This is a genomic window from Streptococcus ictaluri 707-05 (assembly GCF_000188015.2).
Taxonomy (GTDB): domain Bacteria; phylum Bacillota; class Bacilli; order Lactobacillales; family Streptococcaceae; genus Streptococcus; species Streptococcus ictaluri.
Genome location: NZ_AEUX02000008.1, coordinates 116,448 through 132,828, shown reverse-complemented (window position 1 = coordinate 132,828; position 16,381 = coordinate 116,448). Strand labels below are relative to the sequence as shown.

General features: G+C 37.8%; 11 protein-coding genes and 3 pseudogenes. 2 read left to right on the top strand and 12 right to left on the bottom strand.

Annotation, left to right across the window (positions count from 1 at the left end):
• Window positions 1-16 precede the first annotated feature (16 nt).
• The 6 genes and pseudogenes from STRIC_RS11065 to STRIC_RS11035 form a co-directional block, all read right to left on the bottom strand.
• Window positions 17-1,122, bottom strand: a protein-coding gene (locus tag STRIC_RS11065) for an IS3 family transposase (protein ID WP_156033570.1) whose coding sequence is annotated in 2 segments (ribosomal slippage) — window positions 17-846 and window positions 846-1,122 — 1,107 coding nt in all. Because the reading frame shifts where the segments join, the coding sequence is not laid out codon by codon here.
• A 65-nt stretch (window positions 1,123-1,187) separates the two neighbouring features.
• Window positions 1,188-2,157: pseudogene (locus STRIC_RS11055) on the bottom strand (sugar kinase).
• Between the two features lie 75 nt (window positions 2,158-2,232).
• Window positions 2,233-3,777: pseudogene (locus tag STRIC_RS12240) on the bottom strand (MFS transporter).
• Window positions 3,778-4,008: 231 nt separating this feature from the next.
• Window positions 4,009-5,268 (bottom strand): UDP-N-acetylglucosamine 1-carboxyvinyltransferase, encoded by a 1,260-nt coding sequence (locus STRIC_RS11045; protein WP_008090622.1) that lies wholly within the window; start codon window positions 5,266-5,268, stop codon window positions 4,009-4,011.
• Between the two features lie 180 nt (window positions 5,269-5,448).
• Complete coding sequence (gene metK / locus STRIC_RS11040) at window positions 5,449-6,645, bottom strand: methionine adenosyltransferase (protein ID WP_008090819.1); 1,197 nt, start codon at window positions 6,643-6,645, stop codon at window positions 5,449-5,451.
• 273 nt (window positions 6,646-6,918) lie between these two features.
• Window positions 6,919-9,186: pseudogene (locus STRIC_RS11035) on the bottom strand (pneumococcal-type histidine triad protein).
• 176 nt (window positions 9,187-9,362) lie between these two features.
• Between STRIC_RS11035 and birA the strand changes: the two are divergent.
• Window positions 9,363-10,304: a bifunctional biotin--[acetyl-CoA-carboxylase] ligase/biotin operon repressor BirA gene (gene birA / locus STRIC_RS11030; RefSeq protein ID WP_008090618.1), complete on the top strand. Its 942-nt coding sequence runs from the start codon at window positions 9,363-9,365 to the stop codon at window positions 10,302-10,304.
• On the opposite strand, the gene STRIC_RS11025 is transcribed toward birA, so the two are convergent.
• The 5 genes from STRIC_RS11025 to udk form a co-directional block, all read right to left on the bottom strand.
• Entirely contained in the window at window positions 10,279-10,482 is a 204-nt protein-coding gene (locus STRIC_RS11025) for a DUF3272 family protein (RefSeq protein WP_040832561.1), read from the bottom strand. The two genes, birA and STRIC_RS11025, sit on opposite strands and share 26 nt — an antisense overlap.
• 145 nt (window positions 10,483-10,627) lie before the next feature.
• Window positions 10,628-12,310 (bottom strand): DNA polymerase III subunit gamma/tau, encoded by a 1,683-nt coding sequence (gene dnaX, locus STRIC_RS11020; protein ID WP_008090813.1) that lies wholly within the window; start codon window positions 12,308-12,310, stop codon window positions 10,628-10,630.
• On the bottom strand, window positions 12,310-12,807 hold the full coding sequence (locus STRIC_RS11015) for a GAF domain-containing protein (protein WP_008090655.1): 498 nt from the start codon (window positions 12,805-12,807) through the stop codon (window positions 12,310-12,312). Before STRIC_RS11015 ends, dnaX begins: the two co-directional genes overlap by 1 nt.
• A 72-nt stretch (window positions 12,808-12,879) precedes the next feature.
• Window positions 12,880-13,173: a DUF1294 domain-containing protein gene (locus STRIC_RS11010; protein ID WP_008090548.1), complete on the bottom strand. Its 294-nt coding sequence runs from the start codon at window positions 13,171-13,173 to the stop codon at window positions 12,880-12,882.
• Between the two features lie 25 nt (window positions 13,174-13,198).
• Window positions 13,199-13,825 (bottom strand): uridine kinase, encoded by a 627-nt coding sequence (udk, locus tag STRIC_RS11005; RefSeq protein ID WP_008090748.1) that lies wholly within the window; start codon window positions 13,823-13,825, stop codon window positions 13,199-13,201.
• Window positions 13,826-13,921: 96 nt separating this feature from the next.
• Between udk and STRIC_RS11000 the strand changes: the two genes are divergently transcribed.
• Complete coding sequence (locus STRIC_RS11000; protein ID WP_008090744.1) at window positions 13,922-15,019, top strand: DEAD/DEAH box helicase; 1,098 nt, start codon at window positions 13,922-13,924, stop codon at window positions 15,017-15,019.
• A gap of 63 nt (window positions 15,020-15,082) precedes the next feature.
• On the opposite strand, the gene STRIC_RS10995 is transcribed toward STRIC_RS11000, so the two are convergent.
• Window positions 15,083-16,363, bottom strand: coding sequence for a polysaccharide deacetylase family protein (locus STRIC_RS10995; RefSeq protein WP_040832559.1), 1,281 nt, complete (start codon window positions 16,361-16,363; stop codon window positions 15,083-15,085).
• Between the last annotated feature and the right edge of the window lie 18 nt (window positions 16,364-16,381).

Below are 16,381 nucleotides of genomic sequence, written 5' to 3'. Positions count from 1 at the left end.
TAAAGTGCTTTTTTCTTTAAGCAATTAATCTCCATGTCATGGGTGTCTGGTAGTTGAGACTGCCATGAATGCGATGGTAATTCCACCAGTGCACATAATCTTTCGTTTTAAGGATTAATTCTTCCAGTGACTGAAAGGTTTCTTGATGAATAAATTCAATTTTGAAAGCGCGATAGGTGCTCTCAGCTACCGCATTGTCATAGGGACAGCCTGCTTGGCTTAGAGAACGATTGATTCCAAAAGCTTCCAACATGTCATCAATCAGCTGATTATCAAACTCCTTCCCACGATCAGAATGGAAGATCTTGACCTTGGTCAGAGCGTAAGGGATGCTCTGAATCGCTTGTTTAACCAATTCGGCGGTCTTATGCCAACCAACTGACAAACCGATGATTTCACGATTGAAGAGATCAATAATCAAGCAAACATAAGCCCAGCTATTACCGACACGAACGTAGGTTAAGTCTGTTACTAAAGCATTTAGAGGCTTTTCTTGATGAAATTGTCTGGCTAAGTGATTAGGAATAGCTGCCACATTCTTCCCTTTTGAATGTGGCTTGAAGGCTGCTTTCTGATAAACGGATACTAAGTTGAGTTTGTGCATGATGCGACGAATCCGACGACGAGACAGCTGGATGCCTTCATTTTCCAAACATTTCTTGATTTTCCTAGCCCCGTATCTGGCCTTACTTTCGAGAAAAATAGCTTTGATATTTTCTTCAAGTTCCGCTTCAGAGACTGGTTTAACAGCCTTGTAGTAATAGCTAGAACGAGGAATGTTCAACCAACGACACATGGCTGAAATGCTATATTTGTCTTTATTAGCAGTGATTACTTCTCTTTTCGTGCCATAATCACCGCCGCTTGCTTTAGGATATCTAACTGCATTTCGAGTTCTTTATTACGCTTTCGGAGTTCAATCAGTTCACGCTGCTCATCTGTAAGATTATCAATAGTTTTAAAGGAACCAGTTGTTTTAGCCTGACGTACCCACTTATCGAAGGTTGATGGGGTTAACTCATATTCTTTGATAAGCTCACTTCGTTTCATCCCTGCATTGTGAAGGTCAACGATTTGTTGCTTAAAGTCATCGGTGAAGTGGCGACGTATTTTTCTAGACATAATATTCTCCTATTTTCTTTAGTGTAGAACACTTTATAAATTCTGTCTAGTTTAGTGTAACCTATTCAGTTACTATCACCTTCTATAGTATGCTTAAATTGGAAACTTGCCATGGCAATATCAAGGACCCTTTGAGGGCTTTCTTTTTCCAGCATGCCATGAATAATGCCCGCTGTAAAGGCATCTCCTGTCCCAACGCGGTCTAGAACTTGAATACCTGTTTTAGGCGTTTGATAAAGATGACCATCTTGATAGAGATAAGCCTTTAAAAGGTATTCATTGGTATGGCCCATTTCCCTTTGGGTAAAAGCGAAGCTTTTGACACCATAAGTAGCGCTCAATTGAGACAGAACCTCTTCTAACAATTTGTGATCTTCATAAGGTCTCTTAAGTCCTAATTGATCTTTTAAATCAGATCCATCTTCACCTATCAAGCTAAGTGGTTCTATTCCTTACACAGAGATCAGCTAGAGCAACAAGCGGAGATAGCGCCTGTCTAGCTTCTTGAAAGTCATCCCACAAAGTAGCTCTAAAATTAAGGTCAAAAGAAACGGTCAACCCTTGCTCTTTAGCTTTTGTCATCAAGAGATGAGTCATCTCATAAAGCTCTTGTGTCAAAACAGGTGTTATGCCAGACACGTGGGACCAATCAACACCTTGAAAGACATGATCTAGCTGATAATCGGATAATTGTGATTCCCAAAAAGCAGAATATTTACGGTCATAAGTCACACGACTCGAACGAAGTGAAAAACCTTTTTGGTAATAGTAAAGACCTAAACGATCTCCCTTTTCAATCAGAAATTCTTGACCAATCTGATGAGAAAATAAAAAGGTCTTAGTCATTTGTCCCAAATCACTTTTGGGAATGGCGGATATTAAGGAAACCTTGTGCCCTAACTGAGCCAAAGTTGACAGAACATTCAACTCTGACCCACCAAACTGGCAATCTAATCGTGTTGCTTGAGTCAGGGTTTGGTACTGAGAGGGGGATAAACGTAATAAGATTTCTCCTAGCGAGACTATTTTTTTCAATGAAAACCTCCTTGTATGGTCAATCATCTTAAAGAAGAAAAATAGCTACTCCTTTTGAAGTAGCCATTATCAAAACTAATCCTTATCAATAGGATATTGTGTCACGTCAACATAATCCATATCTGATAGTGGCACATTTCGTGCAATGTCTTTAGCACGTTCTTTTGAAACTGCTGCTTTCATGACTTGAATTTTTTCTTGAATTCGAACCATTTCTTCTTTATCTAGTTTATAAAATTTCATTAGGAACAAGGCAATTGCCAACGACAAGAAAGGAATACCAGCTAAAAGAATTAGAGTCGCCATTTTTAGCTCTGCTGTAAGAGGTGTTTCCATAGTTGGGAAAGATTTGGCAAATCCAATAGTTGCTAAGACAACACCCACTACCATTGGCGCAAAAGAAGAAGCAATAGAATCCGTTAGTGAGAAAATCGTACCGATCATCCCTGAGACGTATCGACCAGATTCAGACGTTTCATAATCTGAAATATCGGCCCCCATCGTTAAAACCAAACTGGCTGGAGCACTTGACGCAAATCGTGCAAACATGTAAGTCAAGATAAAACCAACAGTGTAAAGATTAAGATGAGACAAGCTTAGATCACCAATACGTCCAAAATAAAGGACCGCACAAAAGGCTAACAAGGAAATCATCCCAATTTGCAAGGATTTAACATATGAAAAGCGCAACCCTTTTTTACGAGCCATAGTTGAGAAGAAAATATTGATTAAAACCCCTGGAATCACGAGTAAAAGTGAAAACTGACCAGATAAAGCATAGTTACCAAAGACAATGCCATAAAGCATAACCATAACAACTGAATCACCAAAGAATTGTACAGAGAATTTAACCAAGGCTGCTGCAATAGAAAGCACTTGAAGCGGTTTATTACCTTTTATGACTTTCAGATAATCTTTCAACTCTGTTTTTTGAGTATTTTCCCCTAACCCAAAATATTCTTTTCTATCTTTGCTTCAAATACCAATCACTGCCAAAGTAGCTAGAATAGCTGAGATGACAATGGTACCATAAATTAAGACATTAAAGAATTCTGGCGTAAAATTACCAAACTTAGGAACTAGGAAACCAGAAACCACAAATTGAACACCAGTCATTAATGACGTTGTCATAATAGCATCGACAATATTAAAAATAGGACGTTGCTTAGGATCATTTGTCAAAGCTGTTTGACCTGCTTTAGTGATGGTTTGCTGCATAGAGCAACCAATTTTATGCACAATCAAAACTAAAATAAAGAGCGGGAATCGAATACTTTCATCTGCTCCTCTTAAGGCCAATAACAAGATCAGTGATAAGGCTGTGATAATATTACCAATTATTAGAATAGGACGGTATTTACCAAACTTTGTATCAGTCTTATCAATCATAATTCCGATAGCAGGATCAATAAAACCATTAAAAATACGGATGTATCCCATAATCTGACTGACAAAAATAGCCGCTAGGCCTAAAACACCTGTCGAAAAGTAAGTGACAAACATAAAGGCAAATAGGTAAATATTGGTTGAGGCATTATTTAGTGCAAATAAGACCAGTTGCCAAACCTCAGCTTGATTATAGCTAACTTCTTCAACCCTTTGATCAATTGTTTTCTCCATTAGAGAAATCCCCCTTTTATGACAACGCCTATTTGTAAGCGCTTTTTATTTTACCCTTTTATCTTACTATTCATCGGATGAATTGTCAACTGAATTTTAGCTTAATTTCTCTATTTTTTTAAACAAATGGTAAAAATAACCTTTTTATCTCTAAAATCATCTGATAATTTTATTTTAAAGTTACATAATCATCAGACAACTAAAAAAGATTGGAATGAAATTCCAATCTTTTTAGTCTTCTATTAAGCTAATGTCTGCTCCTAACGCCACTAATTTATCAATAATATTGGCATAGCCGCGTAAAATAAATTCGATGTTAGTGATTTCAGTGCGACCTTCGGCCATCAATCCCGCAGTAACTAATGCAGCACCAGCACGCAAATCAGTTGCTTTAACTTGTGCTCCCGTTAAGTGATTTGGGCCTTGAAAAACAATCTTACCACCCAAAACAGAGATATCAGCCCCCATTCGAGCCAATTCCGGAACATGGTTAGTACGTTTTTCATAAATAGTATCAATGATGCTTCCACGCCCTTCTGCCTTTAAAAGCAAAGGCGTTAGAGGTTGTTGCAAATCTGTCGCAAAGCCAGGGTAAGGAGATGTTTTAATAGTGACAGCTTTTAACTTGCTTTGCTTTTCCACAAAAACAGCATCTTCTTCAACTGTCATTCGGACACCCATCTCTTCTAACTTGGCAATAAAGCTATCTAAATGCTCATAAAGAACATTGGTAACCTTGACCCCTTCTCCAATAGCAGCAGCCAAGGCAATGTAGGTTCCCGCTTCAATACGGTCAGGAATAACCTGGTGTCTAGTGCCATGTAACTTGTCGACACCTTCAATGACAATCATGTCGGTACCAGCACCACGGATATGAGCTCCCATATTGTTTAAAAGAGTAGCCACATCAATAATTTCTGGTTCTCGAGCCGCATTCTCAATGACAGTCTTACCAGAAGCTTTGGCTGCAGCAATCATTGTATTAATAGTAGCTCCCACACTAACTGTATCCATATAGATGTGAGCTCCATGAAGCTTTTTCCCATTAGTGGAAAGCTTCATATTTTCACCTTCGTAAGAAACTTCTGCCCCCATTGCTTCAAAAGCCTTAAGGTGAAGATCAATAGGTCTTGGTCCCAAATCACATCCACCTGGCAAGCCAACTGTGGCCTGACCAAAACGCCCTAAGAGACTACCATAAAAATAATAGGAAGCTCTCAAGCTATTGATCTTACCATAAGGCATTGGTTTATTTTCCACAGCTCTAGGATCAATGACTAAGGTATCGTCTTGATAAGTGACCTTAGCTCCCATTAGTTCCATGATGTCCACTAAACTGTCCACATCACTGATTGCAGGGACGCCATCTAAGGTCACAATATCATCAGCTAAAATAATAGCAGGAATCAGAGCTACTACACTGTTTTTTGCTCCTGAAACTGCCACTTCCCCCGATAAGGTTTTTCCACCATTAATAACAATTTTTCTCATACATCCAAAACTTTCTTATACTAGAATTCAACCTTTTTATTCTAACATAATTAGTTAGCTATTTCAAATATCTACACCTTACCTTTTAAATACCCCAGTTCTCAGCCCTACTTAAGATAAATCTTTCATCAAAAAAAGATAGAAATCTACATTTCCATCTTTTTTTCTGATAATTACAACTTAAGCTAACGTTTTCACTGCTTCTTGTAATGCTGAGACTTTGTCCAATTTCTCCCACGGTAAATCAATATCAGTTCGACCCATGTGACCATAAGCTGCTGTTTGTTTATAAATCGGACGTTTCAAGTCTAGCATTTGAATAATACCTGCTGGACGCAAATCAAAAATCTGACGAACAGCAGCTTCTAGAATTGCCTCTGAAACGCGTGAAGTACCAAAAGTATCTACACGAACAGATACCGGTTGCGCCACACCAATGGCATAAGCTAATTGTACTTCTGCTTTAGTGGCTAATTCTGCAGCAACAATGTTTTTAGCAATGTAGCGGGCTGCATAGGAAGCTGAGCGGTCAACTTTTGTCGCATCCTTACCTGAAAAGGCACCACCACCGTGACGTGAATAACCACCATAGGTATCTACGATGATTTTACGTCCCGTCAAACCTGAATCTCCCTGAGGACCACCGATGACGAATCGTCCAGTTGGATTAATGAAGAATTTTGTTGCTTCATCAAGGTAATGGGCTGGAATAACCGTTTTAATCACCTGTTCAATGACATCTTGACGGATCTGCTCGTTACTCACTTCAGGGTCGTGTTGGGTTGAGATAACCACAGTATCCACACGAACTGGTTTGTCATTTTCATCATACTCAACTGTAACCTGAGACTTAGCATCTGGACGCAAATAACTAATAACACCTGATTTACGCAACTCAGCTAATCGACGAACCAACTGATGAGACAATGAAATAGGCAATGGCATTAATTCTGGTGTTTCATTAACCGCAAAACCAAACATCAAGCCCTGGTCGCCAGCACCGATCAAGTTCAAATCATCTTTTTGTCCTTCACGCGCTTCTAAAGCTTCGTTGACCCCTTGGGCAATATCTGAAGATTGTTCTACTAAGGATGGATGGACGCCAACAGATTCAGCTGAAAAGCCATATTCTGCTTCGGTGTAGCCAATCTCAGCGATGGTATCACGAACCACACGATTAATATCCACATAAGCAGATGTTGAAATTTCACCAAAAACATGGACTGATCCTGTATAAACACAAGTCTCAGCTGCCACATGGGCATCAGGATCTTCTGCTAAAATAGCATCTAAAATGGCATCTGAAATTTGGTCTGCTATCTTATCTGGATGTCCTTCAGATACTGATTCAGACGTGAAAAGTTTACGTTCTGACATAAAAATGTCCCCCTTTTAATAAAGAAATCAATTCACAATATGTGAGTTAAAAAGTTACAAAGAACCACCAACTACTATTTCGGATACTAATCTTAAACACAGCAATTTAATGATTTGCTTTAGTTGATGCCTTTTCGGGACTCATTAACCTATCTATTATAACATTTTTTAAGTTTATTTCTAGCAATTCTTCATATTTAAGTCTCAAAAAGACCCTCAATAACAATTGAGGGTCTTAGTCAGTAAGAAGCCTATGTGCACTTAATCCTTACATTAATGAGCGTGATGGTGGTCACGATTGTGGTCATGCTCATCATCGTGTTCATGTTCATGTTCATGGTCATAGTCATGGTCGTCATGCGCTTGTGCTTCTTCTGCTACTTGATGCTTTGTTTTCTCTGCTATTTCAGCTTTTTCTTGATCCGTACCATTTCCAACAATAGAACCTTCATTAACTAAAACAAAATTGTCTGCGATTGCCACTGGAATCTTATTCTCATTTAACTCAAGATCTTTTAGTGGAATCTGATTATGACTAACATCAAGACTAGTCACACTTGTGTTTTTCTCAGACAGATTAAGATTAGTCAATTGGTTTTTAGACAGACTAAGATTTTCTAAAGCTGTCAATTGATTGATTCCTTCCAAGTTTGAAACTTGGTTACCACTTAAGTCTAATGAGCGTAAGGTCGTTTGCTTATTCGCTAAGGCAAGAGACTTGATTTGATTTTCTTTAGCTTCAAGTCGATCAATGCCCTGAGAGGCTTCAATACCAGATAGACTTACTAGTTTTGATTGGTTAATATTTAAAGTTTGAAGACTTGGATTATTAGCTAAGAAGTCTAAGCTAGTCACATTCGTTTCGTTTAACATCAAAGTTTCTAGATTAGGAGCTTTCAAGCTAGACATGTCTACTGTTTTGTTTTTAGAAAGATCAATAACTTTCAGACTTTCTTTGTTTGACACAGGAGTAAGATCTGTCACCATGTTATTATCGAGATGCAATTCTTCAATCTGCGCTAGTTTCTCTAAAGGTTTAAGGTCTGAAATCTTATTATTACTCAAAACTAAGAATTTAAGGTTTGGTAATTCACCTAAGACAGTAATATCTTCCACTTCATTGTCAGCCGCTGCTACAAGCGTTAACTGTTTGTATTTGCTTAAGAAGCTAAGATCTTTCAAATTATTTTGATAAATATCTAGTCCCTCAAGTAGAGGCATTTTTTCTAAGAATGAGTAATCCCTAATCCCTGTCTGAGTCATCCAAAGTTGTTTTAGATTTTTAAATTGGAAAACAGGAGTGATATCATCAATTGGAGTAAAACCGATTCCTAAAACTTCTAAGTTTGGCATTAAGTTCAATCCAAAACGTTTTAATGGGTTTTGACGTTGACCAATATTTAACTTGGTCACTGTTTTCAACCACTCACGCATCTTAGCTTCATCTCTTTCTTTAGATGGGAAAGGTGTTTCAGCATCAGCATGTAAGATATCCATAATCACTTCATCATCAAAACCAATACGTTTCAATGTAGCCATCCCAATTCGATCTTGAGCATGAGAATGAGCATGAGGATCAAAAGGTTTATCTAACGAAATTTCATCCAAGGCAGTTGAGTGGGAGTGATCACCATGTGGGTAAATCAAGACAATAACTTCTTCACTTTCTTCCACTTGGATGCTATCCACTGAAATACCAACTGATTTCGCTAAATGAGCTTTCTTCAATTCAATTTCTTTGCTTAACTCAGCAGAACGCTCTTTCTTAGCAGGAGCTTCTTGTTTTTCTTCAATTAAGTGAGCCTATTTGCTATGACGAATACTATCATAAGTCACCACATGGGTATGACCATCATGATTAACCAACAAGCCTTGAGCTGTGCGACCAATAATACCTGTTCCATCAAATAAAAAGCCATCACTTGTTGCAAAATGAACACCTGAATAACGCTGATTTGGATTAGAAATCGTCACTAATTGTGCTTGTGGTTTGTAGTTCACAGCTCCACCAAGTGAACTCTTCAAGATATAATGGAAATGATCGCCATGGCGAACCGTATAACCTAAAGCGTCTTCAGCCACAATGTCTGCCGGATTAAAGATATAATGATGGTGAGGATCATTAGCCCCTGGTACTGATGTTTGAGATGAAGCAGCTACCATTTGAGGTTTACTCATATTGGCACCTTTTAGAATCAAGTAGTCAAACTGACTCCCTTTAAGGTCTGCATAAAAGATAAAATGAGAATGACCATCGTGTTCAACGACAATACCATTGTCAGTTTTAGATAAAATTTTAGAATCTTTTGTTAAAATGAACCCATCATCTGTTGGAAAATCAACCCCAGCCACGCCCTTACGGTCTTTTTTAGTTGCGACCATTTTTTTAGAGCTTTGTTTTTTCTTACTAGCTTCTTTTTTAGTAACTTGCTTAGTCTTTGGTTGACTAGTTGCATTATTTTTATCAGTTTGACAAGCTGACAAGGTTAATTGGCAAGTCAAAACCAGACCTGCTAATAAGATTAGTTTTTTACTTTTCATTAATTCCTCCATAAGTTAACCAGTTAATTACAAAGTTAACTAGTTAACTTATGGAGGAAGCATTTTCTTATTGCAATCTTTTTTTCACCTCATATCACTTATTTAAATTAGATTAATCTGAATTTAGCATTTTTATTTAGACTTGAAATCTAGAAAGTTTGTACTATACTAGAGGTATGAAAACTTCCGAAAAAATCTATCTCTTATTAGCTGAAGCAACTGATTATGTCAGCGGTGAATACTTAGCAGAACAATTAGCTATTTCACGTACATCTGTTTGGAAATCCATAAAAAGTTTAGAAAACCAGGGCATTGAAATTCAATCTTTAAAGCATAAAGATTATCGCATTACAAAAGGTGATTTACTACTCCCAGATAAGATTAGCCAAGACTTACAACTTCCTGTCTCTTACCACGAAAAAAGCCAGTCTACTCAGATTGATGCTAAAAAAGGAATTGAAAGCAAACAACCGAGTCCTCATCTTTATCTAGCACCTACACAATTAGGTGCTAAAGGACGTCTCAATAGAGAATTCTTTACTTCTCAACATGGCGGTATCTACATGTCCTTGCATTTAAGCCCAAATATCCCCTATGCCCAAATGCCTTCTTATACTATGATGGTCGCTTCAAGTATCGTCAAAGCTATCTCACGTTTAACGGGTATTGATGCTCAAATCAAATGGGTCAATGATATTTATATCGGACAAAAAAAACTAGCTGGAATTTTGACAGAAGCTATTACATCCGTTGAAACAGGTCTCATCACGGATGTGATTATTGGTGTTGGTCTAAACTTTTTAGTCACTGACTTTCCAGAGAGCCTTAAAGATCGTGCTACTTCACTCTTTACACATGACGCAAGCATCTCGCGAAATGACCTGATTAGCGACATTTGGAACTTATTTTTCACTATTCCAGTTGAAGATCATTTAAAAATATATAAAGAAAAATCACTTGTTCTAAACAAACAAGTGAGCTTCCAAGAAAATAATATTATCAAAATCGCAAAGGCGATTGATTTAACCAATGAGGGACATCTCATCATCCAATTCCCAGATGGTCACAAACAGACACTTAGGAGTGGTGAAATTAGTCTTTCTTCTTGGGAGAATTAACGGTATTCATAAGACTATTAGTAAATTTATTAATAGCATGCGCTTTTCGAAGGTCCCGCAATAAAAGGAACCCCCAAAAAGCAGCGAATAAGTAGTCGCCCGATAAAAGCAAGTCATTAAAAAAGTAGGCTTCAAATGCACAAATGAAAGCCATAAAAATAAATTGTCGAATTGTCATGGTACTATTATAACAATAATTGAAAAATTTCTCTAAGAATTTTCTTCAGATAAAAGAAGGAGAGTTTGACTCTCCTTCTTTTTCTTATCCATTCTTGTTAAACCCTTAGAATTTGTCAAGTAAATCAAGTATGCGTTAATTACTTTTAGTCATCTAAACGAACCATTTTCTCTGCTAAAAAATCGAACCCTTCTGGAATATCCAATTGTTCTTCTTCAACTTCTGGTTCAGCAGTCACTTTAGTGGTTTTCATTTGCAAGGCGAATTCTGAGCGGATATGATGAAAATCAGCCTTTGGCACAGCCAAAATATTTGGTGAAAAACCAGCTGCCTTACTCATTATATTACCAAACATGTCATTCAAATCATGACGATTCATGGCCTGCTCGGCATTAAAAGCTGCCTCAAAAGCTAGAATGGCATTTTCACTATTAGCCAAAACTGGTTCTGATCCTAACAAAAGGGCACGATCTTGTGCTGAAATGCTATCTAAAATTTCATTCCATGCCTTCTTAAGGGCATCAAGATACTGACGCGATTGCTGACTATCTTGTACCGTTTCTTCCATAATTTGTAGAATTTTGCTACGGTCTACCTTAAAAGTATGAGCTTTCGTTTTTAATGGACTAGAGGCTTTGTTAACAACAGCTATCTTTGGTTGCTGACCTAACTGACGAAGCTGGTCTTTGACTTGTTTAAGCTCTTCTTGTAGTTGAGTTATGACTTCAGCCACATGTGTAGGTAAGGTATCTTCTTCAAGTACCTTTCTTTCTTGGGCTAGCTGCACCGTCATCATCTCAGCATATATCCGAGGATGTGTCCCTTTTTTGATTTCATCTAAATGACTGGTAACCACTGAAATCATATGAAAGATCATCTCCAAAGAGAGACTTAAATTGGCATCAAAGACAGCCGACTGTCTATTATTCTCGCCACCTGATTTGACAATCAACAAATCTCTAAGGTAGGTAAGTAAATCGGTCGCAAAACGACTCATACTCTTGCCACTATCATAAATCGTCTCGAGATCATTTAAAGCCCCGCTAGTATCCTCTTGGAGAAGATGTTGGACATAATCATCCAGTGCAGCCATAGAAATTGATCCTGTAATCTCTTCAGCCACAGATAAGCTAACCTGATTCTCAGAAGAGAGGCTAAGGGCCTGATCTAAGATAGAAAACGCATCTCGCATTCCCCCTTCTGCCCGTCTAGCAATTAAGTTAAGAGCATCTAATTGATAAGAAATGACCTCTTTATCTAAAATTGTCGCTAAATGTTGTCGAATATCTGCCTGTTTAATCGCTTTAAACTCGAACCGTTGCACCCTTGACAAAATGGTAGCAGGGATTTTATGCAATTCCGTTGTGGCCAAAATAAAAACAACATTTTCCGTAGGCTCTTCTAGTGTTTTCAAAAGGGCATTGAAAGCGCCTGTTGAGAGCATATGAACCTCATCAATAATATAGACCTTGTAAGTGGCTCGACTTGGAGCATAAGTAGACTTATCACGAATCTCTCGGATTTCATCAACCCCATTATTTGAAGCGGCATCAATTTCAATCACGTCTTCAAGACTACCATTAGTGATGTCACGACAAATATCACACTGGTTACAAGGTTCTCCATTAACTTGATGAGGACAGTTCATGGCCTTGGCAAAAATTTTAGCCGCACTGGTTTTACCGGTTCCCCGAGGACCTGAAAAGAGATAAGCGTGACTAATTTTTCCTGACTCAACAGCCTGCTTCAGGGTTGTCGAAATAAGTGACTGGCCTACCATTTCATCAAAGGTCTGGCTACGGTATTTCCGATAAAGGGCTTGGTACATTAAGCTTCTACTCCAAACATGTCAAAATTAAAGGTTGTTTTTTCTAGTAAAAGAGCCACAAATTGCTCTAAGTAATCACGATCAATCTCATCATAATCAGCCACTAACTCAGAGTCTAAGTCCAAGACGCCGACTAACCGGTTATGCTTGATCATAGGAACGACAATTTCACTTCTTGCTGCTGAATCACAGGAAATATAGTTGGGATAGGTCATGACATTATCCACAATGACCGTTTTACCTGACTGGGCTGCTTCGCCACAAACCCCTTTGCCTAAGCTAATATGAACACAGGAAACCCCACCTTGAAAGGGGCCTAAAATCAGTTCCTTACCATCAAATAGGTAAAAACCTGTAAAAACAGAATGAGGTAAGGTGGTCATTAAAAGAGCACTGGCATTTGAAAGATTGGCTAGCGCGTTACTTTCTCTAGCAAAAAGCCCTTGAGCTTGCGCTAACATGAGTTGGTATTGTTCAATTTTTGTTGTCTTATTCATACCTTTTATTATAACATATCTAGCAAACTTCCTTTGTATTTTTAACAGGATAATTCAAGCACAAAAAATGCCTCATAACCAGGAGAACATTTCTGACCTTGTCAACTGATAAAAATAATAAGAAAAGGCAATAAGAATCACGATTCCAAGCCACCAGGCTATCTGAAAGTACCATTTTTTAGTCTTATGATGAAAGAGTTTGCCAGCTAATAAAGCTCCCAATCCCCCCATAAAAAGAGTCATGATTAAAAGATGCTTTTCAGCAATCCGCCAATCTCCTTTTATGGCTTTTCTTTTATCCATCCCATAGATCGCAAAAACGACAAGATTCCAAATCAGTAAGACTAAAATTAGGCTTAATGACATTAATAGACACCTCTACTTGACACTTTTAAACTTCTCCAAGGATACTAGCAATCTTAGTATTAATCAAATCAATAGCCACAATATTGCTCACTCCTTCTGGAATGACAATATCTGCATAACGCTTACTTGGTTCTATAAACTGATGATACATAGGTTTCACGACAGTCGTATACTGTTCAATAATACTTTCTAAACTTCTGCCACGTTCCATCATGTCTCGTTTAATACGTCGAATGATGCGAATATCATCATCTGTATCCACAAAGAGCTTGATATCCATCAATTGGCGAAGGCGTTCGTCTTCAAGGACAAGAATCCCTTCAACAATAATAACATCCTGAGGATCTTGACGAAAAGTCTTGTAACTACGTGTGTGTTCCTTATAATCATAAATAGGAATATCAACAGGGCGACCTTCCAATAATTCTTTTAACTGTTGAATCATGAAGTCTGTATCAAAGGCTAGAGGATGATCGTAGTTAGTTTTAACCCTCTCTTCAAAACTCATGTGTGACTGATCTTTGTAATAAGAATCATGTTGAATCATTGCGATTCTGGCATTTGGAAAACTATCCAAAATAGCACACGAAACACTAGTTTTGCCCCCTCCAGAACCACCAGTAACACCAATAATAATAGGTTTTTTAGGCATTAGAAACTCCAAATCTAAAAAGTCTTTCCACCTATTTTACCAAAAAGAGTACTATAATGCTATAATGAATTATAGAACATAAATAAAGGATAGATCATGATAAGTAATTTTCCAAGCCAATGGCAAGATAAACTCAAAGAAGCTGGTTTTACCAGCCTCACCCCAATTCAAGAAAAAGCCTTCTCTGCCATCAAAGAAGGGCAAAATATCCTTGGCATTAGCCCAACTGGAACAGGCAAGACACTAGCCTATTTGTTCCCAACTCTGCTTAGCTTAAAACCAAAAAAAGCACAGCAACTGCTTATCTTAGCACCCAACACAGAATTAGCTGGTCAAATTTTTGAAGTAACTAAAGAGTGGGCTGAGCCGCTGTCCTTGACAGCACAACTCTTTATTTCAGGAACTAGTCAAAAACGTCAATTAGAACGCCTCAAAAAAGGACCAGAAATTCTGATTGGAACACCTGGACGTATTTTAGAACTGATTAAACTCAAAAAAATTAAAATGATGTCTGTTAACACCATTGTTTTAGATGAGTATGATGAATTGCTGAGCGATTCTCAATTTCATTTTGTTCAAAAAATCACCCACCACGTTCCACGTGAGCATCAAATGATTTACATGAGTGCTACAAATAAAGTCAAACAAGAAGAGCTTGTCGAAGGAACTCTTTTGATTGATTTATCGGATCAAGAAAGCTCCCAGGTCAAGCATTACTATATTAAAGTTGATAAAAGGGAACGCACCGAACTCTTACGCAAGTTCTCTAATATCCCTAACTTTAGAGCTTTGGTCTTTTTTAACAGTCTCTCTGATTTGGGTGCTACAGAAGAACGCCTACAATACAATGGCGCTACAGCTGTTTCCTTAGCCAGCGACATTAATGTTAAATTCCGAAAGACCATACTTGAAAAATTCAAAAACCATGAGCTATCTTTGCTACTAGGTACTGATTTGGTGGCGCGAGGCATCGACATTGATCTGCTAGAATATGTTATCAATACTGAAGTTGCTAGAGATAGAGAAAATTATACCCACCGTGCTGGACGAACAGGACGAATGGGAAAACCAGGAACTGTTATCACTTTCGTTGATCATCCAGAAGATATCAAAAAATTGAAGAAGTTTGCTACTGTTTCTGAGCTGCGCTTAAAAAACCAAGAACTGATTGAGGTCAAGTCACCATCGCGTTAAACCAATTGGATAAAAAAGAACTTCAAGATATTTGCTTGAAGTTCTTTTTTAGGATTAACCAACTTATGACCGAAAAAGTTCCTCTACAGTTACACAGGTGTAGCCTTGAGCTTTTAAATAATTCAAAAGAGTCGGCAAAGCATTGACACTGGTTTGATGGATATCATGCATCAAGACAACTCCCCCAGGATGTAACTGTTTTTTTACGTTTGCCATGATGCCCTCAGTATTATGATTTTCCCAATCTCTAGTATCTACTGTCCAAAGCATCTGAATTAGACCCGATGAAGCACGAACACTATCATTAGTAGCTCCATAAGGCGGCCTGAGGTATTTGGGTTGTTTGCCACAGGCATTTAAAATAGCTTGATTTGTTCGGTTGACCTGCGATTGAACCTCCTCAGGTCTTAACTTAGTCAAAACAGGATGATCCCAGGAGTGGTTTTCAATTTCATGGCCAGCCTCACTAATTTGCTTGACCAAATCTTCATTTCCTGCAATTTTAGAGCCCATCATAAAGAAGGTAGCTTTAGCTTGATACTTAGCTAAAAGGTCAAGAACTTGCGGAGTTGTTTTAGGATCAGGACCATCGTCAAAGGTTAAAGCAACTAATTTTTGATTTTGCTTAGCTTCTTCTGCTGCTTTCTTTTTAGCTAAATAGTCATCATAAGCGACTTTGTCTGCTGTCTCTAAATAATCAGGATTAACAACATCGAAAAACTCTGTTATTGGAAAACTAAGCTTTTCTCCGATAAGCAAGTTACCATTTTCTAACCGAAAGCCATCTGTTAAGATACCATTTTTCTCTATCAAATGCCCGTCTAAAGCAAGGAATGAATCTGAATCTTGTTTTGAAACCTGCTCTTGTAGTTGCTCAAGATGACCAGAAAGTAAATCTCTTAGGGTAAAAGGGGTCAAATCATTCTTAACATGATAAGTAGAAATGACCTCTTCTGACACTTTTTTCATATCAAAAAGCTGGGGCTCATATACCCTTTTTTGAATATCTAATCGTTTAACACCCTTGAATGAGCTCTGATTAAGCTTAGGAGTAATGACATAAAGTCTTGCTTTTGCTTCTTTCTTTTGATAAAGAGACATTGGTAAATTTGATACAAAAAACTCATCAGCATTTTTTATGGACGACAAATAATAATAGTCTACCTTTCCCTTTTTTAAGTTTTTAACCGCCTTGATCGGAAGGGCTAGCTCTGACTCTTTTTTGATTTGAACAATGACCTCTTTTGTAGTGTTTTTCAAGCGCCACTGCCTAAAATAAAGAAAACCTACCACTAACACGACTAAACTTAATGCTATCAGTAATATATAATTAATCTTTTTCAAGTTTTTCCTCCACTTGTA